This is a genomic window from Streptomyces fuscichromogenes (genome assembly GCF_014645815.1).
Taxonomy (GTDB): Bacteria; Actinomycetota; Actinomycetes; order Streptomycetales; family Streptomycetaceae; genus Streptomyces; species Streptomyces fuscichromogenes.
Genome location: NZ_BMML01000023.1, coordinates 16,686 through 42,174, shown reverse-complemented (window position 1 = coordinate 42,174; position 25,489 = coordinate 16,686). Strand labels below are relative to the sequence as shown.

At 71.7% G+C, this 25,489-nt stretch carries 19 protein-coding genes; 14 read left to right on the top strand and 5 right to left on the bottom strand.

The window, feature by feature from the left end; genetic code table 11:
* Window positions 1–51 precede the first annotated feature (51 nt).
* The gene (locus tag IEZ11_RS37380) at window positions 52–822 is read right to left on the bottom strand and encodes an SDR family oxidoreductase (RefSeq protein ID WP_189267456.1); all 771 of its coding nucleotides are present in this window, start codon (window positions 820–822) and stop codon (window positions 52–54) included.
* Window positions 823–847: 25 nt separating this feature from the next.
* Window positions 848–1,225 carry a hypothetical protein gene (locus IEZ11_RS37375; RefSeq protein ID WP_189267455.1) on the bottom strand — a complete coding sequence of 126 codons (378 nt, stop codon included), beginning with the start codon at window positions 1,223–1,225 and terminating at the stop codon, window positions 848–850.
* 484 nt (window positions 1,226–1,709) lie between these two features.
* On the opposite strand from IEZ11_RS37375, the gene IEZ11_RS37370 reads away from it, so the two are divergent.
* Window positions 1,710–1,883 (top strand): hypothetical protein, encoded by a 174-nt coding sequence (locus IEZ11_RS37370; protein ID WP_189267454.1) that lies wholly within the window; start codon window positions 1,710–1,712, stop codon window positions 1,881–1,883.
* Between the two features lie 138 nt (window positions 1,884–2,021).
* Here IEZ11_RS37370 and IEZ11_RS37365 read toward each other — a convergent pair whose 3' ends face one another.
* Window positions 2,022–3,368, bottom strand: coding sequence for an amidase (locus tag IEZ11_RS37365; protein WP_189267453.1), 1,347 nt, complete (start codon window positions 3,366–3,368; stop codon window positions 2,022–2,024).
* A 256-nt stretch (window positions 3,369–3,624) separates the two neighbouring features.
* Here IEZ11_RS37365 and IEZ11_RS37360 point away from each other — a divergent pair, with 256 nt between their 5' ends.
* From IEZ11_RS37360 to IEZ11_RS37350, 3 genes are read left to right on the top strand one after another with little or no spacing between them, the layout of a single operon-like run.
* On the top strand, window positions 3,625–6,003 hold the full coding sequence (locus IEZ11_RS37360) for an alpha-L-fucosidase (RefSeq protein ID WP_189267580.1): 2,379 nt from the start codon (window positions 3,625–3,627) through the stop codon (window positions 6,001–6,003).
* Entirely contained in the window at window positions 5,996–7,843 is a 1,848-nt protein-coding gene (locus tag IEZ11_RS37355) for a glycoside hydrolase family 20 protein (protein ID WP_189267452.1), read from the top strand. Before IEZ11_RS37360 ends, IEZ11_RS37355 begins: the two co-directional genes overlap by 8 nt.
* A gap of 16 nt (window positions 7,844–7,859) precedes the next feature.
* The gene (locus tag IEZ11_RS37350) at window positions 7,860–9,398 is read left to right on the top strand and encodes an alpha-L-fucosidase (protein ID WP_189267451.1); all 1,539 of its coding nucleotides are present in this window, start codon (window positions 7,860–7,862) and stop codon (window positions 9,396–9,398) included.
* 125 nt (window positions 9,399–9,523) lie between these two features.
* Here IEZ11_RS37350 and IEZ11_RS37345 read toward each other — a convergent pair whose 3' ends face one another.
* On the bottom strand, window positions 9,524–10,531 hold the full coding sequence (locus tag IEZ11_RS37345; RefSeq protein WP_189267579.1) for a LacI family DNA-binding transcriptional regulator: 1,008 nt from the start codon (window positions 10,529–10,531) through the stop codon (window positions 9,524–9,526).
* A 263-nt stretch (window positions 10,532–10,794) separates the two neighbouring features.
* On the opposite strand from IEZ11_RS37345, the gene IEZ11_RS37340 reads away from it, so the two are divergent.
* From IEZ11_RS37340 to IEZ11_RS37310, 7 genes are all read left to right on the top strand, one after another.
* Window positions 10,795–12,087: an ABC transporter substrate-binding protein gene (locus IEZ11_RS37340; protein WP_189267450.1), complete on the top strand. Its 1,293-nt coding sequence runs from the start codon at window positions 10,795–10,797 to the stop codon at window positions 12,085–12,087.
* 6 nt (window positions 12,088–12,093) lie between these two features.
* Window positions 12,094–12,981 carry a carbohydrate ABC transporter permease gene (locus IEZ11_RS37335; protein WP_189267449.1) on the top strand — a complete coding sequence of 296 codons (888 nt, stop codon included), beginning with the start codon at window positions 12,094–12,096 and terminating at the stop codon, window positions 12,979–12,981.
* The gene (locus tag IEZ11_RS37330) at window positions 12,978–13,865 is read left to right on the top strand and encodes a carbohydrate ABC transporter permease (protein ID WP_189267448.1); all 888 of its coding nucleotides are present in this window, start codon (window positions 12,978–12,980) and stop codon (window positions 13,863–13,865) included. The genes IEZ11_RS37335 and IEZ11_RS37330 overlap by 4 nt, the downstream gene beginning before the upstream one ends.
* 26 nt (window positions 13,866–13,891) lie before the next feature.
* Window positions 13,892–15,139 (top strand): glycoside hydrolase 5 family protein, encoded by a 1,248-nt coding sequence (locus tag IEZ11_RS37325; RefSeq protein WP_229713602.1) that lies wholly within the window; start codon window positions 13,892–13,894, stop codon window positions 15,137–15,139.
* On the top strand, window positions 15,136–17,145 hold the full coding sequence (locus IEZ11_RS37320) for an endo-beta-N-acetylglucosaminidase (protein ID WP_189267447.1): 2,010 nt from the start codon (window positions 15,136–15,138) through the stop codon (window positions 17,143–17,145). The genes IEZ11_RS37325 and IEZ11_RS37320 overlap by 4 nt, the downstream gene beginning before the upstream one ends.
* A 28-nt stretch (window positions 17,146–17,173) precedes the next feature.
* Window positions 17,174–20,191 carry an alpha-mannosidase gene (locus IEZ11_RS37315; RefSeq protein WP_189267446.1) on the top strand — a complete coding sequence of 1,006 codons (3,018 nt, stop codon included), beginning with the start codon at window positions 17,174–17,176 and terminating at the stop codon, window positions 20,189–20,191.
* An 81-nt stretch (window positions 20,192–20,272) separates the two neighbouring features.
* On the top strand, window positions 20,273–20,740 hold the full coding sequence (locus IEZ11_RS37310) for a DUF4231 domain-containing protein (protein ID WP_189267445.1): 468 nt from the start codon (window positions 20,273–20,275) through the stop codon (window positions 20,738–20,740).
* A gap of 271 nt (window positions 20,741–21,011) precedes the next feature.
* Here IEZ11_RS37310 and IEZ11_RS37305 read toward each other — a convergent pair whose 3' ends face one another.
* Window positions 21,012–21,713: a FadR/GntR family transcriptional regulator gene (locus tag IEZ11_RS37305; RefSeq protein ID WP_189267444.1), complete on the bottom strand. Its 702-nt coding sequence runs from the start codon at window positions 21,711–21,713 to the stop codon at window positions 21,012–21,014.
* 175 nt (window positions 21,714–21,888) lie between these two features.
* Here IEZ11_RS37305 and IEZ11_RS37300 point away from each other — a divergent pair, with 175 nt between their 5' ends.
* From IEZ11_RS37300 to IEZ11_RS37290, 3 genes are read left to right on the top strand one after another with little or no spacing between them, the layout of a single operon-like run.
* The gene (locus IEZ11_RS37300; protein WP_189267443.1) at window positions 21,889–22,959 is read left to right on the top strand and encodes a sugar ABC transporter substrate-binding protein; all 1,071 of its coding nucleotides are present in this window, start codon (window positions 21,889–21,891) and stop codon (window positions 22,957–22,959) included.
* Window positions 22,956–24,470 (top strand): sugar ABC transporter ATP-binding protein, encoded by a 1,515-nt coding sequence (locus IEZ11_RS37295; protein WP_189267442.1) that lies wholly within the window; start codon window positions 22,956–22,958, stop codon window positions 24,468–24,470. The genes IEZ11_RS37300 and IEZ11_RS37295 overlap by 4 nt, the downstream gene beginning before the upstream one ends.
* Window positions 24,463–25,488, top strand: coding sequence for an ABC transporter permease (locus IEZ11_RS37290; RefSeq protein ID WP_189267441.1), 1,026 nt, complete (start codon window positions 24,463–24,465; stop codon window positions 25,486–25,488). The genes IEZ11_RS37295 and IEZ11_RS37290 overlap by 8 nt, the downstream gene beginning before the upstream one ends.
* The last annotated feature ends 1 nt before the right edge of the window (window position 25,489 follow it).

Genomic DNA, 25,489 nt, shown 5'->3' with positions numbered 1-25,489 from the left:
CCCCGCCTGACCGGGGGCGGGTGCGGGCCCCGGGTGGCCGTGCGCGCCCCTTCAGGTGGGCAGGTGGGCCGCTCGTACCCGGGTGCCGCCGTCCACCACCAGGTCCGCTCCGGTCACCCAGCGTGCCGCGTCCGAGGCCAGCCACAGCACCGCCTCCGCCACGTCCTCCGGCTCCCCGATCCTCCCGAGCGGCAGGCCGGCGGCGATCTCGTCCTCCCGTGGCTCCCACATGAAGCGGGCCATCTCCGTGCGCACCAGACCCGGTGAGACCGAGTTGACCCGGACCCGGGGTGCCAGTTCGCCCGCCAGCTGCTCGGTCAGGTGCAGGAGCGCGGCCTTGCTGGTGCCGTACGCGCCCACGTCGGGGCCGACATGGGCCGCGCCCTCCGTGCAGATGTTGACCACCGAGCCGCCGTGCTCCCGCATCCAGCCGCGCCACGCGCACTGCGTCAGCCGCAGCGGAGCCTCCACGTTGACCGTGAACGCCTCCCGCCACAGGCCGAGGTCCGCGTCCATCAGCGGGCCGTACGGGCGGTTGGTCGCCGCGTTGTTGACGAGGATGTCCAGCCGTCCGAACTCGCTCAGCGCCAGCCGGGTCAGCTCCCGGGCGTGCTCCGGCTCGGCGACGCTGCCGGCCAGGCCGACCCCGCCGAGCTCCGCGGCCGTACGCCGCACCTCGGCCGCGTCGCGCGCGCTCACGCACACCAGCGCGCCCGCCGCCGCGAGCGCCGCGGCGACCGCGCGCCCGATCCCGCGGGTGCCGCCGGTGACGACGGCCGCCCGGCCGCGGAGGCCGTACGGCAGCCCGTGCGTTGACGTCATCGCCGTACCGTCTCATGACGGAACGTCAGTCGACAGCCCCCAGACGGGAGTTGCGGGCGGCGACCAGTTCCAGCACGGTCCGCCAGTCCTCCAGGACGCCCGCGTCGAAGCCCGCGGTGCGGCTCTCCTCGTCGGCCTGGCGCAGTCGCAGTACGTCGTCCTCGGTGGCGGCGCCGTCCCCGCGGACGAGGTGGTAGACGCGTTCCCCGAGCAGGTGGCGCACCGCGTGCGCGGGGCCGCCGGCCGGGTCCGGCAGTCCCTGGATGCCGCGCACCAGACCCGCCACCTGGAGCTCCTTGTCGGCGGGGCGGCCGCGGCGCAGCAGTGCCGCGGTGCGCAGTGCGCGCTGGTGCCGGCAGGCGTACAGCAGATCCATCAGCTCCTCGACGCTGCGCAACTCCATGCGTCAGTCCTTCCGCGAGACAGCCGTTGTCCTGGGCCATCGGATCATGCGGAGTTTTCGACCCGGCCAACGCCACCTGAACTGCACAGCCTGTGAAGGGAGCGGCGGCCCGTGTATTCGAAGACGCGTTCGCATGAAGAGGTCGAGCGGATGGGGCATAAACGGGGAATAATGTAACGAACAGGTGCATTTGCCGGTCATCGAAGTGCGCAAAGACTTGCGATAGTTACACCTTGTTTGCAGTCCCTATCGAGCGGACCCCTGCTCATTTGGTTAATCTGTAGGGGACGGACAGCAACAAGGGGTCCCACCCACACCCACGGTCCGTCCCGGGGCAAGCCGGTCGACAACGGCCTGCTCTCTTGTGAGTTACCGGCGCCACCGCGTCCGAACTGGCCTTAACCCAGACCCAAGCGGGCGCCAAGCACCGGACCGCAGGCTGTCCGGTACGCCCCGAGGGTGACCGACACAAAAGGAGTGCGCGGTGACACCTGAGAAGACGAATCGCGAGCAGCGCCCCAAGGAACGCACGGAGCGCGCGGGCAGTCGGCCCGGACAGCTCGGCAGCCTGGACGTGTGGGCCCGGTCCGCCCCGATCCGCCTCGCGGGTTACGAGGAGGATCTGGCCGAGCCCCACATCCTGCCCAGCGTGGACTGACCGACCGGTCGGTCCCGTCGCGATCGTTCGACGCGCATGGGCGTGCGAGACTCACGCCCATGTGATCAGAGGAGCCACCGTGGGGGCCCCGACGCCTCGCAGGAGGCCACCCGCCACGAAAAGACCGCCGCCACCGTCCTAGGAGTCGAGTGGCGCCGTCCGCTGCCACGGGCGCAGTTCCTCCAGTTGCCGGGCCACCTCCAGCAGGACCGTCTCCGAGCCCGGCCGGCCCACCAGCTGTACGGCGCAGGGTGCGCCCGAGGGCAGGGTGCCGAACGGGACCGACATCGCCGGCCAGCCGGTGAGGTTCCAGGCCGGGGTCAGCGGTGAGTAGTGGGAACCGGCCACGGCGTTGCGCAGCCAGCCCCGCTCGTGCCAGGGGGCCGCCTCCGGGGCGTGGCGGGCCAGCGCCGGGGTGAGCAGCACGTCGTACTCGGCGAAGAACGGGGCGAGCCGGGCGCGCAGCCGCTCGCGCGCGTCGCCGGTCTGCACCCCGTGCAGGAAGCGGCGCCCGATGGCCGCGTGCACCCGGGTCCGCCGGGTCAGCCGGGCGGGGTCCAGACCGGCCGCGTCCACCGCCGTCCCGGCGGTCCAGTGCCGGAGCGCGGTGACCCCGATCGAGGCCGGGTACGGCGGGTCCGCGCGCCGCAGCTCGTGCCCGCTGCCCGCCAGCAGCTCCGCCGCCTCCTTCGCCGCGTTCGTATACGGTCTGCTGACGGTCACCCCGACCAGCGGGCTGCGCAGCGAGACGGCGATCTTCCGCGGGGTGCCCGGTCCGGCGCTCTCGAACTCCTTCTCCGCCAGTACCGAGAGCATCAGCCGGGCGTCGGCCACGGTGGTCGCCAGCGGCCCGTTCTCCGACATGCCGAACCAGTCGCCGTTGCCGATCCCGGCCGGGACGACCCCGAATCCGGGCTTGATGGTGACCAGGCCGCAGTTGGCCGCCGGGATGCGGAGCGAGCCCATGCCGTCGTTGCCGAGGGCGATCGGCGCCAGCCCGGCGGCGACCGCGGCCGCGCTGCCGCCCGAGGAGCCGCCCGCGCTGCGCCGGGTGTCCCAGGGATTGCGGGTGATGCCGTGGATCCCCTCGGTGGTGCCGAAGACGCACAGTTCGGGCACGTTCGTCAGCCCGACGACCACCGCGCCCGCCGCCCGCAGCCGTGCCACGGTGACATGGTCCGCGTCGGCGGGCGTGTCCGGCATCGCGGCCGAACCGTCCAGGTGCGCCTCGCCGCGTACCGGCAGGTTGTCCTTCACCGCCAACGGCACCCCGGCGAGCGGGAGTCCGGCGAGGCCGGCGCGGGCCGCGACCTCGTCCGCCTCCGCCAGCGCCGCGTCCGCCCGGACCGTGCGGAAGGCGCCTATCCGCCCGTCCAGCCGGGCGATCCGCTCCAGGTGCGCGGCGACCACCTCCCGGGGGGTGACCCGCTTCTCGCGTACGGCGGCGGCGATCTCGGTGGCGGTCCGGCCGGCCCAGTTGGTCACGGGCACTCCTCGGGGTGCGGAAAAGCGGCTTACTCGTCGGTACGAAAGGGCACTCTGCCCGGCCGCGGGCTCCGCGTCGAGAGCATCCGCTCCCGGAGCCGTCGGCCGGGTGTGCCGCGGGCCGGTCGCCGAGGTCGGCGCTCTTCTCGCAGGTCATCCGACGACTGACTCAACTCCCGTCTGAGCGTGCCCCATTGACAGGTCTCCGAGCCCGCTCGATCATCAGACATCCGATGAATGGAGCCGCGCAATGAGCATGTCTCCGTATCCAAGACGTCAGGTCCTGGGGGTCGCGGCGGGGGCCGCCGCGGCGGCGGCCCTGCCCCTCGCCGCACCGGCCGAGGCCGGTGCCGCCGAACAGGCCGGGGAACCGGCGGATGCCCGGACCGCCGACGAGCAGGCCGCGTCGCCCTGGGTGCCCGTCCCCGACCCGGTTCCGGTGCCGCTCGACTCCCTCTACGACAACGACGGCATCGACACCGCCGCCGCCCGGGGCGGTGACTTCGACGGCTCCGGCTACACGTTCCCGGGCGAGGAACTCCCGGCCGGCCGGATCGTGGTCGACGGCATCCCCTTCGACTTCCCGGCGGCGACGGCGGGCGCCAGGAACAACGTTGTCGCGCTCGGCCAGCGCGTCGACCTTCCCCGGGGCCGCTACCTGTCGGCCGTCTTCCTCACCTCCGGCAGCTACGGCAACGCCGCCGGCACGGCCACCGTCCACTACGCCGACGGCACGACCAGCACCGCCGGGCTGAGCGGCGGCGACTGGTACGCGGTGGGCGGACCGCTGTCGGCGCCGTACCGCTACCAGCCGGACGGCGGCAAGGACGCGCACAGCGTCGGCATCGGCACCTGCGAGGTGTGGCTCGACCCGCAACGCGAGGCCGTCGCCCTCACCCTGCCGGTCACCGGCCCGGCCGAGGCGGGCAGGACCGCCCTGCACGTCTTCGCGCTCTCCCTCCAGCCCGTCGCCCAGGGACGGGCGCTGGCCCTGCGCGAGGCCCGGTCCACCCACTCCCTGCTCGACGAAACCGGCGCGCAGAGCGTCGAGGCCACCGTCGTCAACGCGGGCACCGTCACGATCCTGGCGGGCGACCACGTGTCCGTACGCGTCGACGTCCCCGGCGCCCGCACGGTGCAGCCGGCCCGCATCCGCCGCCTCGACCCCGGCGAACAGGCACGCGTCCGCGTCGGCATCCGCAGCCGCACGGGCACCGCGCCCGGCACCGCGCGGGACGGCACGGTGAGCGTGCGCGGCCGGGGCACTCAAGTCGCCGCCAGCCACGCAACGTTGACACTCGGCACCGCCGACTACCAGCCCACCGAGACCTCGTTGGCCGGCCACCGGGCGCCCTACTGGTTCAACGACGCCAAGTTCGGCATCTTCATCCACTGGGGCGTCTACTCGGTGCCGGCCTGGGCGCCGGTCGGGGTGCAGTACGCCGAGTGGTACTGGGACCAGATGCAGGACCCGAACAACCCGACGTACGCCCACCACCGGGACACCTACGGCGCGGACTTCGCCTACGACGACTTCATCCCGCGTTTCACCGCCGAGAAGTTCGACCCGCGTGCCTGGGTGGAGCTGTTCCGGGACGCCGGTGCCCAGTACCACGTCCTGACCTCCAAGCACCACGAGGGCTTCGCCCTGTGGGACACCAAGGTCTCCGACCGCAACGCCGTCCGGCTCGGCCCGAAACGGGACCTGGTCAAGGAGCTGTTCGAGGCGTCCCGGCGGTACACCCCCGAACTCCACCGCGGCCTCTACTTCTCCATGCCCGAGTGGTTCAACCCGGACAGCCCCTGGATGGGCCACGCCCCGCGCAACCCCTACACCCTGGATCCGCTGCCGTACACCGGCTACACCGCGGGCAAGGACTTCGTACGGGACTACCAGGCCCCGCAGCTGCTCGAACTGATCCACGGCTACGACCCGGAGATCATCTGGTGCGACATCGGCGGTGACAACGACAGCGTCCATGTCCTCGCCGAGTACTTCAACCACGCCAAGAACCGCGCCCGTCCGATCGACGTGACCGTCAACGACCGCTCGGGCATCGGCTTCCACGACTACACCACGCCCGAGTACACGACGTACGCCGACACCGTCGTCGCCAAGTGGGAGGCCAGCCGCGGCCTCGACCCCCGCAGTTACGGCTACAACCGGGAGACCCCGGACGACGCCTACATGACCACCGAGGAGGTCGTGCACAGCCTCGTCGACATCGTCTCCAAGAACGGCAACTTCCTGCTCGACATCGGCCCGCGCGCCGACGGCACCATCCCGCAGGTCATGCAGACCCGGCTGCGCGAGACGGGTGCCTGGCTCGCCGTCAACGGCGAGGCGGTCTACGGCACCACGTACTGGTCGCGGATGCCCCAGCTCGGCGACGACCTGCGCTTCACGGTCCGCACGGACGAGGCCTTCTACATCCACTCCCTGACCGAGCCCGGCGCCAGGCTCACCGTCGAGGCCCCGGTGCCGGTCCGCACCGGCGACCGGGTGACCATGCTCGGCCACGACCGGCCGCTGACCTGGACCACCGCCGACGGAGCCCTGGTGATCGACGTGCCCGCGGCGGCCCGCCGGGCGGGACGGCACGCCTGGGTGTTCAAGGTGGAATGGCATGCCTGAGACCAGGAAGAGACTCGTGCGGCTCCTCGGGGCCGCGGCGGCGCTGACCCTGCTGGCGGCCCCGACCTCGGCGGTGGCGCAGCAGCGCCGCCCGGTCACACCGGTCACCGTGCCCGCGCTGGCCGACTGGACGCCGGAACAGGGGAGTTACGCGTTCGGCGCCGGGACGCGCCTGGTCGCGGACGACGCGGCCGGGCGCAGGGTCGCCGACACCCTCGCCGACGATCTCCGGGCGGCCGGACACGGCGTGGTCCCGGTCACCACGGGCGCCTCCCGCCCCGGCGACATCGTCATCGACGTCCGCCCCTCGGCCGCGCCCGCGCTGGGCGCCGAGGGCTATCAACTCACCTCCGGCCGACGGCTGTCGATCACCGGCGCGACCGGGACCGGCGCCTTCTACGGCACCCGTACCCTCCTCCAGCTGCTCGCCCAGGGCGACCGGATCCCCGCCGGGCACACCACCGACGTACCGCGCTACCGCGAGCGGGGTGTCGGCGTCTGCGCCTGCTACATCCACGTCTCCCTGCCCTGGCTGGAGAACCTGGTCCGCGAGATGGCGTACCACAAGCTCAACCAGCTGCTCCTGGAGCTGAAGGTGAAGAGCGACGTCCATCCCGAGGCCAACACCTGGGGCTACTACACCAAGGACGAGATACGCCGGCTGGTCGCCCTCGGCGACCGCTACCACGTCGAGATCATCCCGGAGATCAACTCCCCGGGCCACATGGACCCCTGGATCGAGAACCGCCCCGACCTGCAACTGACGGACTCCGACGGCAACAAGCAGCCCGCCCGGCTCGACGTCACCCAGCAGGCCGCCTTCGACTACTACACGAGCCTCATGGACGAGTACGCCCAGGTCTTCACCGCGAAGTCCTGGCACATGGGCGCCGACGAGTACATGCTCGGCTCCGACTACGCCAAGTACCCGCAGATGCTCGCCTTCGCGCGGCAGAAGTACGGTCCGGACGCCACCCCGCAGGACGCCTACGTGGACTTCATCAACCGGGTCCAGGCCTACGCGGCGGGCAAGGGCCGGCAGCTGCGCATCTGGAACGACGGCCTCACCGGTGCCAACACCGTCCCCGTGGCCGCCGGCACCACGGTCGAGCACTGGCTGGACGTGGCGGTGAAACCGAGCCGGTTGATCGCCCAGGGCTATGCGGTGATGAACGCCTCCTACTCCCTCTACCTGGTTCGCGGCGGCTTCCACAGCGACACCGAGGCCCTGTACGACCAGAGTTGGGACCCGCGTTCCTTCGAGGGCGAGAAACTCGCCTCCGCCGACGGCATCACCGGAGCGAAGATCAGCCTCTGGCCCGACAACGGCAGCGGCGAGACCGAGAACGAGGTCGCCACCGAACTGTGGCCCGCCCTGCGGCACATCGCCCAGGCCACCTGGGGCGACCCGCATCCCGACGCCACCTACGCGGAGTTCACCGCGCGCGGCACGGCCGTCGGACCCGCACCGGGCGTGCGGGACCTGACGAAGGTGCCGGTCCCGGACGGGACGTACACCTTCCGGGCGGACGGAGTGTCGTTCCGGGCGGACGTCCTTCGCACTCCCGACGGCTACGCGACCCTGCGCGGCACCGACGGCTGCCTGGAGATACGTGGCGGCAAGCTCACCCTCAACGCCCCGCTCCAGCCCGGCGTGCAGGCGACCTGGGAGCCGTGCGACAGCCAGAACACCGTGCAGCGGTGGGAGTTGGAGCCCGCGGCGGACGGTTACCACCTGTTCGACGCGATCACCCGGATGGCGCTGACCGTGACGGACGACGGCCGAGTGGTCCAGTATCCGCCCGACCAGCACACCCCCGCCCTCTGGCACCTCACCTGACCCGAGGAGCACCCCCATGGATCTCTCCCGACGCGTCCTGCTCACCTCGGCGGCGGCCCTGGCGATGACGGCCGGACTTCCGGCCCTCCCGGCCACCGCCACCACGGACACCGACCGGTCCCGCATCCCGGTCGACCCCGCCGACACCGAGGCCGACCTGGTCCGCAAGGCCTCGCAGGTCCGCCCCACCGCACGGCAGATCAGCTGGCAGGCCCTGGAACGCACCGCCTTCCTCCACTTCGGCGTCAACACCTTCACCGGTCTGGAGTGGGGCACCGGCGACGAGGACCCGGACGTCTTCCAGCCCGCCGGCCTCGACACCGACCAGTGGGCCCGCGCCCTGCGCGACGGCGGCTTCCGGCTCGCCATCCTCACCGTCAAGCACCACGACGGCTTCGTCCTCTACCCGTCCCGCTACACCGACCACACGGTCGCGTCGAGCAGTTGGCGGGACGGGCACGGCGACGTGCTGCGCTCCTTCGCGGACTCGATGCGCCGGTACGGCCTGAAGGTCGGCGTCTACCTCTCCCCGGCCGACGAGAACCAGTACCTGCACGGCGTCTACGCCAACGGCAGCGCCCGCGGGGAGCGCACCATCCCGACCCTGGTCGACGGCGACGACCGCAGCCCCGACCGCTTCCTCACCCTCGACGCCACCGACTACGGCGCCCACATGCTCAACACCCTCTACGAGGTGCTCACCGAGTACGGCCCGGTCGACGAGGTCTGGTTCGACGGCGCCCAGGGCCACATCCCGCCGGACAAGGTGGAGGACTACGACTGGGACAGCTGGTACACGCTGGTCCGCACCCTCGCCCCGGCCGCGGCGATCGCGGTCACCGGCCCCGACCTGCGCTGGGTCGGCAACGAGGGCGGCCTGGCCCGCGAGGACGAGTGGAGCGTCATCCCGGTCAAGGAGAACCAGTACGGCCGCACGGACTGGGCCCTGTCCTACGACACCGCCGACGAGGGCAGCCGGGCCGCCCTGGTCACCGCCCGGCCGAAGACCGACTACCTCCAGTGGTGGCCGGCCGAGTGCGACGTGTCGATCCGGGACGGCTGGTTCTACCACCCGGACCAACTGCCCAAATCCGTCGACGAACTGACCGAGATCTACTTCGGCTCGGTCGGCCGCAACGCGGTCCTGCTGCTCAACGTCCCACCGGACACGGACGGTGTCCTGCACGCCACGGACGTGACCCGGCTGCGCGAGTTCCGTGACCGGGTGGACCGGGAACTGCCCGAGGACCTGACACGCGGCGCGCGGCGCTCGGTGACGCCGGCCGGGGTGACCGTCGATCTGGGCCGCGAACTGGAGGTGGACCGGGTCCGGCTGGCGGAGGACATCCGCTACGGGCAGCAGGTGGAGGGGGCCGTGATCGAGGCGTACACGGCGGGCTCCTGGACCCAGGTGGCCGAGGCCGGGACGATCGGCGCGAGCAGGATCCTGCGACTCGCCGAGCCGGTACGGGCCCGCCACTGGCGGATCCGGATCACGGCGGCACGCGGGACGGTGCGATGGGCGGAGTTCGCGCTGTTCCGATCGTCGCTCTGAACGGAGCTGGTGGAGAACCGCGCCCCACAGGGGCGCGGGGCTGTATCCGATATGCGGCTTCGCCGCGTGGGCGCGACCAGCCCCCACCGGCCCGCGGTGAACGAACCGCGTGGTCTGCGGAACGCTCACCCGCGGGCGGCTGCCGTGCTGCCCCGGACCGTCAGCCGGGGCACCGGCACCCGCACCGCCCGCGCCGCACCGCCGTCCAGCAGGGCCGTGAGCTCCCGGGCCGCCGTACGGCCGAACTCCGCGCTGTCCCGGGACAGCGCGGAGAGCCAGGGCTTGACCATGCGGCACAGGGCCGAGTCCTCCCAGGAGACGACGGAGACGTGGTCCGGGACCGCGTAGCCGAGTTCCGCCGCCGCCGCTACGCCGGCCACCGCCATCACGTCGTTGTCGTAGATCAGCGCCGTCGGGGGCGGGGTCGCGCGCAGGACGCGGCGGGTGACGGCGGCGCCCTGCGCGTCCGAGTAGTCGGTGGTCACCGAGTGGACCTCGCCCAGGCCGCGCCGGTCGGCCTCGGCGCGCAGGGCGCGGATCCGGCGCTGGGTGTGCGCGAGGCCGGGCAGCCCCGCGATGTGGACGACGCGCCGGTGACCCAGTCCGGTCAGCTCGTCCACCACCGACGCCATCGCGGCCGCGTCGTCGGCCCAGACCGTGGAGAGTCCGGGGTGGCGGTCGTCGGGGGCACCGCCGATCACCACGGCGGGCAGGCCGAGTTCGTCCAGGAGGTCGGGGCGGGGGTCGTCGGCGCGCGGGTCCACCATCAGGATCCCGTCGACGCGGTGCTCGGCCCACCAGCGGCGGTACACCGCGCACTCGTCGGCGACGTCCTCCGCCATCTGGAAGAGCAGGCCGAGATGGCGCTCGGCGAGCACCTCCTGGATGCCCGAGACCAGTTGCAGGAAGAAGGAGTCCACGCCCAGGGAGTGCGCGGGGCGGGCGAGGACGAAGCCGACCGTGGCCGCGCCCTCGCCGGACAGCGCGCGGGCGGCCGTACTGGGCCGCCAGCCGAGCTGCTCGGCGACCCGGTGCACCCGCGCCCGGGTCGTCTCGGAGACCCCCGGGCGGCCGTTCAGCGCGAAGGAGACCGCGCTCTCGGAGACTCCGGCGCGGCGCGCGACGTCCTTCATCGTCGGCCGCCGCGCGGGGACGCGTTTCTCCGCCAACTCAGTTCCTCATTCGGTCGGGACGGCGATCTGCTAATGCGCTTGAGTCCAAACACCCTAAAGCGTATTAGTGATAGACCGCAATACGCTCGTAACACCTTGCTGAGCAGGGGATTTGAGCCACTAATGACTTTAGCTCCGCCGAATCCATTGACGCGGTGCCAAAACGGCGTGCAAGGTCTGGCCCGGCACCTTCGGCCGACCCCGCTGCAAAGGAGCAACGGACCATGCGTATCTCCCGCAGAGCCTTCGCCCTCGCCACTGCCGCCGTCCTCGCCCTGCCGCTGAGCGCCTGCGGTTCGGGCGCAGACGACGGCGGTTTAACCGATGCCTCGGGCAAGGTCGAGGGCGACATCACCTTCCAGACCTGGAACCTGCGCGCGAACTTCAAGTCGTACTTCGACGGCCTGGTCGCGGACTTCGAGAAGAAGTACCCGGGCACCCACGTGAAGTGGATCGACCAGCCGGCCGAGGGCTACGCCGACAAGATCAGCGCGGACGCGGCCGGCGGCACCCTGCCCGACGTCGTCAACGTCTCCCCGGACCTGGTGGCGCCGCTCGCCAAGGCGGGCCTCGCGCTCGACCTCGACAAGGCCGCGGCCAAGTACCGGCCCGAGTACCTGGCGGGTGCCTGGGCCAGCCACCGGATACCGGGGACGAGCGGCACGTACGCCTTCCCCTGGTACCTGAACACCGGGCCGCTCTTCTACAACAAGACGCTGTTCACACAGGCCGGACTCGATCCCGACCAGCCGCCGACGACGTACGACGAGCTCTTCGCCGACGCCCTGAGGATGGCGAAGCAGAGCGACGGCAAGGTCGCCACCCTCGCCAACGTCCCGACCATCGAGGACTTCGGGCGCTACGGCGTGGAGCTGATGGACAAGGCCGGGACCGGCTTCGCCTTCAACGACGCCAAGGGGGTCGAACTGCTCACCAAGTACAAGGAGTTGTACGACGCGAAGGCGCTCGACCCGCAGGCGCTGACCGCCACCCCCGAGTCCACCGGCAAGAAGTTCCTCACCGGCGCCGTCGCCATGAACCCCGGCAGCGCCCTCGACCTCGACAACTTCAAGAAGCAGGCGCCCAGCCTGTACAGGAACATCGGCATCACCGACCAGATCACCAGCACCGGGCACGTCAACATGTACGTGATGGGCGTGATGGTCAACGCGAAGACCAGGCACACCGCGGCCGCCGTGGCCTTCGCGCACTACGTGACCGACGCGCAGAACCAGATGTCGTTCGCCAAGCAGGTCGCCATCTTCCCGAGCACGGCCGGCTCCCTCGACGACCCGTACTTCACCAGGGAGGACGGCACCGACGTGACCCGGGTGCGCATCGCCGCCGCCAAGTCCCTGAAGAACGCCGTGAACTACACCCCGGTGCTGTTCAGCGACCAGATGAAGACCGCGCTGCGCAACGAGGTCGCCAAGGCCCTGCAGGGCAGGCAGAGTCCCAAGGCGGCCCTCGACAACGCTGTCAGGGCGTGCGACCGGCTGCTGCGGCAGGAGGGCTGAGGACCGATGGCCGGCGTGTCCCGCGTGCGGCGCCAACTGCCCACCAGCCCCTGGTTGTTCGCCGCCCCCGGGCTGCTGGTCGTCGGTGCCTTCGTGCTGTACCCGTTCGTCTCCACGATCGTCGACTCGTTCACCGACCGGCGCACCCTGATCCCCGGGCACTTCGTCGGCCTCGCCAACTTCCGCGAACTGGTCCACGACGACATGTTCTGGACCGGCCTGCGCAACAGCACCCTCTACATCGCCGGAGTCGTACCCGCCCTCGTCGTCCTGCCGCTGCTGCTCGCCCTGCTGGTGCAGAAGAACATCCCCGGCATCACCTTCTTCCGGTCCGCCTTCTACACCCCGGTGGTCGCCTCGATCGTCGTGGTCGGGCTCATCTGGGTGTGGCTCCTGGACGAGCGGGGCCTGGTCAACTCCCTGCTGGAGACGGTCGGGATCGGCCGGGTCGGCTTCCTCAGCGACCAGTGGCTGCTCCTGCTGAGCGCGATGGCGGTCACGGTCTGGAAGGGCCTCGGCTACTACATGATCATCTACCTGGCGGCCCTCGCCGGCGTGCCGCGCGAGCTGCACGAGGCCGCCGCCGTGGACGGCGCCGGAACGGTCCGGCGCTTCCTCACCGTCACCGTGCCCGCCGTACGCTCCACGATGATCCTGGTCGCCGCGCTCTCCTCGGTCGCCGCCTTCAAGACGTTCTCCGAGGTCTACCTGCTGGCCGGCCCGGACGGCGGCCCGGCCGGCGAGGACACCACCCTCGTGATGCTCGTCCAGCAGACCGGCACCGGTCTGACCGGCCGGGTCGGCTACGCCTCCGCGCTCTCCGTCGTCGTCTTCGTCGTCACCGTCGCGCTGATGCTCCTCGTGCTGCGCGCCGACCGCAGGGAGCGCCCGTGAGCACCGCCCCGCCCGTGCGTGCCACCCAGGAGCCGCGGATCGCCGACGAGCACGGGCGCCGCATCCGCGTCGGCGAACTGGTGCTGCGCTACGCCCTGTTGCTGCTGGTCCTCGCGATCACCGTCGGCCCGTTCCTGTGGCAGCTGTCCACCTCGCTCAAGGGCCCGACCGAGGACGTCTTCAGCTCGCCGCCGAGCTTCCTGCCGGAACACCCCACCCTGCACAACTACCGGCGGGTCGCCGACACCATCCCCGTCTGGGACTACGCCCTCAACTCGCTGAAGGTCGCGGGCGCGAGCGTGGTGACCAACTGCGTCGGCTCGGCACTCGCCGGGTACGCGCTGGCCCGGCTGCGCTACCGCGGCCGCCGGGTCGCCACCCTCGTGTTCATCCTCGCGATGCTGGTGCCGGTGGAGGGCATCATCATCGCCCAGTTCACCACCATGCGCGAACTCGGCCTCAACAACACCCTGATCGGCGTCGTCCTGCCCGGCTCGATCGGCGCGATGAACGTGCTGCTGATGCGCAACGCCTTCCTCAACGTGCCCTACGAGATCGAGGAGGCGGCCTACGTCGACGGCGCCAACGCCTGGCAGCGGTTCCTGCGGATCGCCCTGCCGTCGGTCAGGGGCACTCTCGCCGTGGTCGCGATCTTCGCCTTCATGGGCGCCTGGGACGACTTCCTGTGGCCGCTCATCGTGCTGAGCGACCCCTCCAGGTTCACCCTCACCATCGGCCTCAACTACCTGCACGGCACCTTCGCGAACGACGAACGCCTCGTCGCCGCCGGCACCGTGATCGCCGTGGCCCCGCTCATCGCCCTGTTCGCCTGCCTCCAGCGGTACTTCTTCCGCGGGGTCGGCGAAGGCGCCGTCAAAGGCTGAACACCCCGTTCCCGCAAGGAGACCGCATGCCTGAGGCCGTGCGCTTCGGCGTCAACTACACCCCCAGCGAAGGGTGGTTCCACCACTGGCTCGACTTCGACCTCGACTCGGTGCGCGCCGACCTCGACTCGGTCGCAGCGCTCGGCCTGGACCACATCAGGGTCTTCCCGCTGTGGCCCTACTTCCAGCCCGACCGCACCCTGATCCGCCCCCGGGCCGTCGAGCAGCTCCTCGCCCTCGCCGACGCGGCCGCCGAACGCGGCCTGGACGTCAACGTCGACGGTCTGCAGGGGCACCTGAGCAGTTTCGACTTCCTGCCCGCCTGGACCCGCACCTGGCACCGGCGCAACCTCTTCACCGACCCGCAGGTCGTCGAGGGCGAGGCCGCCTATCTGCGCACCCTCGCCGCGGCCCTCGCGGACCGGCCCAACTTCATCGGGATGACCATCGGCAACGAGGTCAACCAGTTCGCCGCGGGACCGCACCCCGATCCGGACCGGATCAGCGAGGCGGAGGCCGAACAGTGGCTCGGACGGCTGCTGGCCGCCTGCGCCGAGGCGGCCCCCGGCGGGCTGCACCTGCACGCCTCCTACGACGCCGCCTGGTACCAGGACGACCAGCCCTTCACCCCCGCCCACTCGGCCCGCCTCGGAGACGTCACCGCCGTCCACTCCTGGGTGTTCAACGGCACCGCGCAGCGGCACGGCCGCACCGCCCCGCAGACCGAACAACATGCCGCGTACCTCGTCGAGTTGAGCAAGGCCTGGGCCGAGGACGCGCACCGGCCCGTCTGGCTCCAGGAGGTGGGCGCGCCCGCGCCGCTGATCCCCGCCGAGCACGCGGCCGCCTTCGCCGAGGCGACGATCGACGCCGTACTGGACTGCCCCGACCTGTGGGGCATCACCTGGTGGTGCTCCCACGACGTCAGCCGGAACCTCGCCGACTTCCCCGAACTCGAATACGGACTCGGCCTGTTGACCAACGACCGCAAGCCCAAGGACATCGCCCACGTGCTCGCGGCGGCCGAGTCCAAGGCGGCCGCGCCGCGCTCCACGGCGCTCGTCGTGCCCTCCGCACCGGCGCTGCGCTCCCGGTGCGCGCCCGGCGGACCCGTCTTCGACGCCTGGTTCCGGCTCGCCGCCGACGGCGCCCGCCCCACCACCGTCCTCGACACCCGCACGGCCGACCACGACCATCTCACCGCGCGCGGCATCACCGAAGTCGTCACACCCGACCAGGTTCTCCCCACCCCACAAGGAGGCACCCGCTCGTGAACCCCAGCAGACGCACCGTCCTCATCGCCGCCACCACGGCGGCCTTCTTACCCACCCCCGCCCTGGCCGCCACCCCGAAGGCCGCCGCGGCCGCCGCCACGGCCACCCCGCCCCACGCGTCGTACTTCTACCCGGACTCTTTCCCCTCCGGCAGTCCGGGCACCGGTATCACCTGGCGCAGTCTGAAGACCTGGACGGCGGCCGGCGACCCCGACCTGGCCTTCAACACGGCCTCCGTGCCGCTCGCCGCCCGCTTCACCCCGACCCCCGCCAACACCACCGCCCGCTCCGGACAGGCCCGCGTCCAGTCGCTGGTGTCCTTCGGACCGACGTCCAGTAACCCCTCCCAGGGCTCCGCCACCGCCGACTACTACGCCCTCACCCACTGGGCGTACCTCGACGAGCTGGTCTTCTGGGGCGGCTCGGCGGGGGAGGGGCTGATCCTCGCCCCGAACGCGCCGATCGTCGACGCGGCCCACCGGCACGGCGTGCCCGTCCTCGGCAACATCTTCCTGCCGCCCACCGCCTACGGCGGCCAGCTCCAGTGGACCCGCGACCTGGTCCAGACGGACACCACCGGGCACTACCCCCTCGCCGCCCAGCTCGTCGCCCTGGCCGCCGCCTACGGCTTCGACGGCTGGTTCGTGAACGCCGAGACCGGCGGCGGCAACACCGCCCTCGGCACCGCCATGCTCGGCTTCGTCACCGAGCTGGGGTCCCTCGCGGCGGCCCGCGGACAGCGGATCACCTGGTACGACGCGATGACCGTCAACGGCACGGTCAGCTGGCAGGGGGCGCTGAACAGCCAGAACCAGTCGTTCTTCCAGGCCGCCGACGACATGTTCGTGGACTTCCGCTGGAGCGCCTCGACCCTCGCCTCCTCGGGCACGAAGGCGGTGCAACTGGGCCGTAGCCGCTATGAGTTGTGGGCCGGGGTCGACGTCGAGTCCAACGGCTCCAGCACCTCCGTGAACTGGGACGCGATGGTGCCCAGCAGCTCCGCGCACGTCACGTCCGTCGGCTTCTACCGGCCCGAGTGGACCCGCAACCACCTGCCCGCGAGCCGTACCCCTGGCGACTTCCACGCCGCCGACGACCGGTTCTGGACCGGGCGGTCACTCGACCCGTCCCGGCCCGACACCACGGATCCCTGGCGGGCGCCCGCCGTGTGGGTGGCGGACCGGTCGACGGTGTCGGCGGTGCCGTTCGCGAGCGTCTTCAACACCGGGCACGGACTGCGCTGGTACGAGGACGGCGTGGTCACCTCGGACGCGGCCTGGAACCACCTAGGGCTGCAGGACCGGCTGCCGTCGCGGCGCTGGGCGGTGCGGACGGCGGGCACCCGGCCGGCCGTGACCTTCGACTTCGCGGACGCCTGGCGGGGCGGCAGCAGCGTGCTCGTCGACGGCGCGCTGGACCAGCCCGTCGTCCTGGACCTGTACGCGACCCAGCTGCCGATCACGGCAGAGACGGTCGTCGAGCTGACGTACCGGACCGACGCCGGAAGCGTGGACATTGAACTCGCCGTGGCCACCGCCGAGCCGGGCAGCGCCGGTACGGCGCCGCCGTACACCTATCTGCCGCTGGACGCGGGCGACGGCTGGTCGACCGCGACCGTCCCGCTCACCGGCCTCTCCGGCACCGTCCACGCCCTCGGTGTCCGCCTCACCGCGACCGCGGGGCCCGTCCGGTGGCGGCTCGGCGGCATCGCCGTACGCGAGGCGCCGAGCACTCCGGCGGCGCCCGCCGCCGCACAGATCACCGCGGCCGACGGCGGCAGTCTGCGCCTCGCCTGGGACGCCGCCCCCGGCGCGGTACGGCACTACTCCCTGCACCGGCTGCTGCCCGACGGCACCCGGCGCTTCCTCGGCGCCACCGGTCAGCGGGCCTCCTTCCTGACCGGCCTCCAGCCTGAGCAGGGCGAGGCTGCGGCGCGGTTCGAAGTGCGTGCGGTAGGGGAGCTGTACACCTCGTCGGACCCCGTCACCGTCACGCACACCTGGTAACCGGTAACCAACCAACGGAGCACCCCACATGCATGACGACCGCAGCCTCGTCGAAGCCCGCCTCCGGCGCGTCCTCGACGAGCGCATCCGCCCCGCCGTGTACCCCGAGTCCGTGCCGCTCGACGTCGCGGTGTGGCACGCGCCCGGCGAGCCCGTACCGGTCGCCGAGGGACTCGCGGCCGAACCCGAGCCGATCGCGGTGGGCGCCCGGTGGGGTGCTCCGTGGGGCACCAGCTGGTTCCGGGTGACCGGAACCGTCCCCGAGGAATGGGCCGGCCGGACCGTGGAGGCCGTCCTGGACCTCGGGTTCGACGAGAACATGCCCGGTTTCCAGTGCGAGGGCCTGGTCTACCGGCCCGACGGCACCCCGGTGAAGGGCCTCAACCCGCGCAACCAGTGGGTACGCGTCGGCGCCCCGGTGGCGGGCGGCGAGGAGGTCCGGCTGCACGTCGAGGCCGCCTCCAACCCCGTCATCCTCGACTACCACCCCTTCCGGCCCACCTGGCTCGGCGACAAGGACACCGCCGGCCACGAACCGCAGTACACGCTCACCCGGATGGACCTCGCCGTCCTCGACGAGACCGTGTGGCAGCTCGTCGTCGACCTGGAGGTGCTCGGCGAGCTGATGGCCGAACTGCCGGCCGACGCCCAGCGCCGCTACGAGATCCTGCGCGCGGTCGAGCGGGCCCTGGACGCCGTCGACCTCCAGGACGTGAACGGCACGGCGGAGCGGGCGCGTGGCTGTCTCGCCGAGGTCCTCGCCGTCCCCGCCGCGCCCTCCGCGCACCGGATCAGCGCGGTCGGGCACGCGCACATCGACTCGGCGTGGCTGTGGCCGCTGCGCGAGACCGTGCGCAAGGTCGCCCGCACCACCGCCAACATGACCGCCCTCATCGAGGACGAGCCGGACTTCGTGTTCGCCATGTCCCAGGCCCAGCAGTGGGCGTGGGTGAAGGAGCACCGGCCCGAGGTGTGGGCGCGGGTGAAGAAGGCGGTCGCGGAGGGGCGGTTCGTACCGGCCGGCGGCATGTGGGTGGAGTCCGACACCAACATGCCGGGTTCCGAGGCGATGGCCCGTCAGTTCGTGCACGGCAAGCGGTTCTTCCTCGACGAGTTCGGCATCGAGAACGACGAGGCCTGGCTGCCCGACACCTTCGGCTTCGCGGCCGGGCTCCCGCAGATCATCAGGGCGGCCGGCTCGACACGGCTCCTCACCCAGAAGATCTCCTGGTCCCAGACGAACAGGTTCCCGCACCACACCTTCCAGTGGGAGGGCATCGACGGCACCCGGATCTTCACGCACTTCCCGCCCGTGGACACCTACAACTGCTCCATGAAGGGCAGCGAACTCGCCCACGCGGCACGCAACTTCAAGGACAAGGGCCGCGCCCGGCACTCCCTCGCGCCCACCGGGTGGGGGGACGGAGGCGGCGGCACGACCCGTGAGATGGTCGCCAGGGCGGCCCGGGTACGGGACCTGGAAGGCTCACCGAGAGTCGTCTGGGAGACTCCCGCCGACTTCTTCGGCAAGGCCGAGGCCGAATACCCGGACCCGCCCGTCTGGGTGGGCGAGCTCTACCTCGAACTGCACCGCGCCACCCTGACCAGCCAGGCGAGGACCAAACAGGGCAACCGGCGCAGCGAACACCTCCTGAGAGAGGCCGAACTGTGGGCCGCGACGGCGGCCGTGCGCGCCGGATCCCCCTACCCCTACGAGGACTTGGACCGCATCTGGAAGACGGTCCTGCTCCACCAGTTCCACGACATCCTGCCGGGCTCGTCGATCGCCTGGGTGCACCGGGAGGCCCGCGCGACCTACCAGCGGATCGCCGCCGAGCTCGACGGGATCATCGAGGCCGCCCAGCGGGCACTGGCGGGCGAGGGCGACCGCACGCTGTCCTTCAACGCGGCACCGCACGGCCGGGGAGGCGTCCCGGCCGGGGGCGCGGGGCAGGAACAGCCCTCCGGTGAGGTGACGGTGACGGACCGGCCCGGCGGCGGACACGTCCTCGCCAACGGCCTCCTGCGCATCGAGATCGACGCCCGGGGTCTGGTCGTGTCCGCCCACGACCTCGACGCCGACCGCGAGACCGTCGCCCCCGGCACGGCCGCCAACCTGCTCCAGCTCCACCCGGACTTCCCCAACATGTGGGACGCCTGGGACGTCGACGCCTTCTACCGCAATGCGGTCACCGACCTCACCGACACCGACGAACTGACCCGCGGCGAGGACGGCCGGTCCGTCCGGATCGTACGGTCCTTCGGCTCCTCCAAGGTCACCCAGGTGCTGTCACTGCCGCCCGGGGAGCGCCGCCTGCTGATCGACACAGAGGTCGACTGGCATGAGACGGAGAAGTTCCTGAAGCTGGCGTTCCCGCTGGACCTGCACGCCGAACGGTACGCGTCCGAGACCCAGTTCGGGCACTTCCACCGCCCCACCCACACCAACACCTCCTGGGAATGGGCCAAGTTCGAGGCCTGCAACCACCGCTTCGTCCAACTGGAGGAACCGGGCTGGGGCGTGGCGATCGTCAACGACTCGACGTACGGCCACGACGTGACACGCAGCGTCCGCACGGACGGCGACCGGGGGACGACGACCACCGTGCGGGTCTCGCTGCTCCGAGCCCCGCGTTTCCCGGACCCCGAGACGGACCAGGGCATCCACCGCTTCCGGCACGCGCTGGTGCCGGGCGCGGGCATCGCGGACGCGGTGCGGGAGGGCTGGCGGATCAACCTGCCGGAGCGCCGGATCGCCGGCGCCCACGATGTCGCCCCGCTGGTGACGGTCGACAGCGACGCGGTCGTCGTCACGGCGGTGAAGCTGGCCGACGACGGCAGCGGCGACGTGGTGGTCCGCCTGCACGAGGCGCACGGCGGCCGGGCGCGCGCCACGCTGACGGCGGGCTTCGCGACGGCGGAGGTCACGGTGACCGACCTGCTGGAGCGGCCGTCGGACGCACCGGCCCCGGACCGGGCGGGTGCCGCGGTGGCGCTGCGGCTGCGCCCCTTCGAGCTGGTGACCCTGCGGTTCCGGCGGGCGTGAGCCGGCGAGGCGGAGCGCACGGCAGGCCGTGCGCTCCGCACCCGCTTCCACCCGCGCCGTGCCGCCCGCGATGATGTGGCGATGACACGAAGAACGGTCCCCGACGACTCCTGGGCCGCCGAACCGGATCCCCTGCTGGCGCTCGCCCGACGGGAGTTGGGGTTCTACGCGAGGACCGGCAGCCGGGCCCGGCGGCTGCACTACGGCACCGAGGTCGGCGCGCTCGCGGCCACGTCGGTGACCGTGGTGGCCGCCGGACTGCATGCGCCGGCCTGGCTGACCGCGGTCATCGCGGGCGGTGCCGTCTTCTTCACGGGGGTACGGCAGTTGTTCGCCCCGGGGGCGCGCTGGGTGCTGGCCGCGCGGGCCCGGGAGACGCTGCGCCGTGCGGTCGACCGCTATCTGCTGGTGCCCGAACCGGACCGGGGCGCGGCGGACCGCCAGGCGCTCCAGGCGGTGATCGAGGAGGTCGGCGACAACGAGCTGCGCGAGTGGTCCGAGGGCCAGGGACGCAGGCCGGACCCGCCCGCACCCGCGGCCGGTGCCTGAGCCGGCCCCCCCGGAGCCGCCCTCCGACCGCGGGCGGGCACCTTCCGCGACGCCCGGCGCCGAACACCCGTCGAGGACCGGGCCGGCTCCGTCGAGGACCGGGCCGGCTGCGCGGGACAGGACAGCGCCCCGCCGCCGAGGCCGGAAGGCCCCTCGGGATGATTCGCCCAGGCCGGCCGGCCCCTCGGGCTGACCGTATCCGGGAGCGGCCCGCTGTCCGGGGGCATCGAGCCGAGCCGCCGGGGCAGCCGGGGCTGCCCGGGACGAGCCCTCAGGTTCCCAGCTGACTCCGCAGCCACTCCTCCACCTCGCCCACGTGCGCGGCCGCCGCGGCCCTCGCCGCCTCCGGATCCCGGGCGACCAGGGCCCGGTGGATCGCCGCGTGCTCCCGGCGCGTGCGCGCGAACGCCCCCTCCTCCTCGTACCCCCGCCACACCCGGGCCCGGAAGGTCCGCGACGACAGCCCCTCCAGGATCGCGGCCATCGTGTCGTTCCCGGCCGCACCCGCGATCACCCGGTGGAACGCGAGATCGTGCGCGAGGATCTCCTCGGGATCGTCGGTCGCGTTCATGGCCGCCAGGTGCTTCTCCACCTCCGCCAGCTGGTCGGCGGTGATCCGCGCCGCGGCCAGTGCCGTCGCCGTCGACTCCAGCACCCGCCGCACCTCCAGCAACTCCACCAGCTGCGGCCCACGGGACAGATCGGCGACCACCCCGAACGTCTCCAGCAGGTCGCCCGCCTCCAGCTGGGTGACGTAGATGCCGGAGCCGTGCCGGGCCTCCAGCACGCCCAGTACCGTCAGCGCGCGGATCGCCTCGCGCATGGAGCTGCGGGACATGCCCAGCTGCGCGGCGAGGTCCCGTTCGGTCGGCAGCCGCTGGCCCGGCTCCAGACGGCCCTCCGCGATCATCGCCTTGATGCGCTCGATGGCGCGCTGCGTCACCGTGCCCTTCTGCGGGACTGTCTCGTCCACACCGCTCCTCCTGTCGCCGGTGTGCCGCAGTCTAATCAGCGATGTGGTCCGACCACTACAGCTGATTCGACCCCTCATCGACGGGAAATTAGCGTCTGTGGGGTGTTGGATCGGTCGAGTGGTCTGATAAGTATGCGGTCATCTGCTCGAACACGCTCGATGAGGAGCTGCCAAGATGCCCGGCAGAACACTGAGAAAGCGGAACAGGTCCCGGATCATCGGTGCGACGGCCCTGGCCGTCGGAACCGCGCTCGTACTCGCCGCCTGCGGCAGTACGAACGACACCGGCAGCGACAGCGCCGGAGGCGGTGGCACCGGCAAGGTCGGGGTGATCCTGCCCCTGCTGACCTCGCCGTTCTGGCAGTCGTACAACGACTACGTGCCCAAGATGGCGAAGTCCGAGGGCGTGGACGCGCTGAAGACGGTCAACTCCAACAGCGACCCCTCGCAGCAGATCACCGACATCAACAACGAGCTCAACCAGGGCGTGAAGGGTCTCGTCGTCGCGCCGCTGGACAGCGCGGCCATCGAAGCCGGCCTCGACCAGGCCGAGCGCAAGGGCGTGCCGGTCGTCGCCGTGGACGTGGCGCCCGACAAGGGCAAGGTCGCCATGGTGGTGCGCGCCGACAACGTCGCGTACGGCACCAAGGCCTGCGACTACCTCGGCGCGCACGTCACCAGCGGCAAGGTCGTGCAGATCATGGGCGACCTGGCCTCGGTCAACGGCCGGGACCGCTCCGAGGCGTTCCGCTCCTGCGTGAAGCAGAAGTACCCGAAGCTCAAGGTCCTGGAGATCCCCGCCAAGTGGGAGTCCGACACGGCCGCCGCCCAGCTGAGCACGCTCCTCAACGCCAACCCCGACATCAAGGGCATCTACATGCAGGCCGGGGGCGTCTACCTGGCCCCGACGCTGCAGACCCTGAAGTCCAAGGGCATGCTCAAGACGGCCGGGCAGAGCGGGCACATAGTGATCGTCTCCAACGACGGCATCCCGCAGGAGTTCGACGCCATCCGCAAGGGCGAGATCGACGCGACCGTCTCCCAGCCCGCCGACGCCTACGCCAAGTACGGCATGTACTACATCAAGGCGGCGATGGCGGGGAAGACGTTCAAGCCCGGCCCGACCGACCACGACTCCACGATCGTCAGGCTGGCGAGCGGGATCCTGGAGGACCAGCTCCCGGCCCCCCTGGTCACCAAGGCCGACGTGGACGACCCGAAGCTGTGGGGCAACACGGTCAAATGATCACGCCACTCGTTGAGGCCCGGGACATCGTCAAGCGGTACGGCCCCACCGTCGCCCTCGCCGACGGCCGGCTCACCGTGCTGCCCGGCGAGTCCCACGCCCTCGTCGGCCGCAACGGCGCCGGCAAGTCCACCCTGGTCAACGTCCTCACCGGCCTCCAGGCCCCGGACGAGGGCACGGTTCGCTTCGACGGCGAACCGGCGCCCCCGCTCGCCGACCGGGACGCCTGGCGGCGCCGCGTCGCCTGCGTCTACCAGAAGCCCACGGTCGTACCGGAGCTGACGGTCGCCGAGAACCTCTTCATCAACCGGCAGCCGCTGCACCGGGGTCTCATCAGCTGGCGCCGGCTGCGCCGCGAGGCGACCGCGCTCCTCGACACCTGGGACGTCCATGTCGACCCCGAGGCGCGCACCGCCGACCTCAAGGTCGAGGACCGCCAGATGGTCGAGATCGCCAGGGCGCTGAGCTTCGGCGCCCGGTTCATCGTCCTCGACGAACCGACCGCCCAGCTCGACAACCGGGAGATCGAACGGCTGTTCAGCCGGATGCGGGCGCTCCAGGACTCGGGCGTGACCTTCCTGTTCATCTCGCACCACCTCCAGGAGGTGTACGAGGTCTGCCAGACCGTCACCGTGCTCCGCGACGCCCGCTGGATCACCACCGCCCCCGTCGCCGACCTGCCCAGGGCCGCCCTGGTGGAGGCGATGGCGGGGGAGGCCGTCAGCCGGCAGGAGCAGACCGCACGGGACGTGGTGGCCGCCGGAGCCCCCGTCGTCCTCAGCGTCGACGGGCTCACCTCCGAGTCGTACCAGCGCGTCGACCTCACCGTCCGCAGCGGTGAGGTCGTCGGGCTCGCCGGGACCAGCGGCAGCGGCAAGGTCGAACTCGCCGAGACCATCGCCGGGTTGCGCACCCCGACCGGCGGAACCGCACAACTGCAGCAGAGGCAGCTGCCGTTCGGCGATGTGCGGGCCGCGCTCAGGGCCGGCGTCGGCTTCGTGCCCCGGGACCGGCACGAGCAGGGGCTGGTCCCCGGCATGAGCATCGGCGACAACGCCACCATGACCGTGCTGGACCGGCTCGGCCGGGGCGGGTTCGTCGGCACCGACCGCAGGCGCGGCTTCGCCACCGCCCTGATCGAGCGCCTCGACATCCATGCCGAGGGCCCCGAGCAGCCCGTCTCCGACCTCTCCGGCGGCAACGCGCAGAAGGTCGTGATGGCCCGCGCCCTCGCCTCCGACCCCCGACTGCTGGTCCTGGTCAACCCCACCGCGGGCGTCGACGTGAAGTCCAAGGAGTCCCTGCTGGCCCGCGTGGACAGCGCCCGTGAGGACGGCACCGCCGTGCTGGTCGTCTCCGACGAACTGGACGACCTGCGCCGCTGCGACCGCGTCCTCGTCCTCTTCCACGGCCGGATCGTCGCCGAACACCCGGCCGGCTGGCACGACCACGAGCTGATCGCCTCCATAGAAGGAGTGGACTCGATGCCCGAAGGAGTGGACCATGGCTGAGACCAAGGCCCCGCCGCTCACCCCGGTGCGCTCCCCGGACCCGCGCGCGGCCCGTACCGTCCTGCTTCGCCGGGCCCGTGAACTCGCCCTGGTCCCGGCCCTGTTGCTGCTGATGGTGCTCGGCGCGGTGGTCAACGACTCGTTCCTCACCGAGCGCAACCTGATCTCCATCCTCGGCGCCTCCGCCGCCCTCGCGATGGTGGTGCTCGCCGAGTCGCTGGTCCTGATCACCGGCAAGTTCGACCTCTCCCTGGAGTCGGTCGTCGGTATCGCGCCCGCCGTCGGCGCCCTGCTGGTGCTGCCGTCGGCCGAGTCCGGCTGGGGCACCGAACTCCCCGCCGCCCTCGCCATGGTGGCGATCCTGGTGGTCGGCGCGGCGGTCGGCGCCTTCAACGGGATCCTGGTCGTCAAGTTCAAGCTCAACGCGTTCATCGTGACGCTCGCGATGCTGATCGTGCTGCGCGGTGTGCTGGTCGGCGCCACCAAGGGCAAGACCCTGTTCGGGATGCCCGACAGCTTCTTCACCCTGGCCACCTCCACCTTCCTCAGCGTCCCCATGTCGGTGTGGCTGGCCGCGGTCGCCTTCGCGGTCACCGGTCTAGTGCTGAAGTACCACCGGGTCGGCCGCGCCCTCTACGCCATCGGCGGCAACGCCGACGCGGCGCGCGCCGCCGGCATCCGCGTCGACCGGGTGATGCTCGGGGTGTTCATGGTGGCCGGGGTCCTCGCCTCCGTCGGCGGGATCATGCAGACCGGGTACGTGGGCGCGATCAGCGCCAACCAGGGCAACAACATGATCTTCACGGTCTTCGCCGCGGCGGTGATCGGCGGCATCAGCCTGGACGGCGGCAAGGGCACCATGTTCGGCGCCCTGACCGGCGTACTCCTTCTGGGTGTCGTGCAGAACCTGCTGACCCTGGCGCAGGTGCCGTCGTTCTGGATCCAGGCCATCTACGGCGGCATCATCCTCGTCGCCCTCATGATCGCCCGTGTCACCACGGGACGGGCCCAGGACTGAC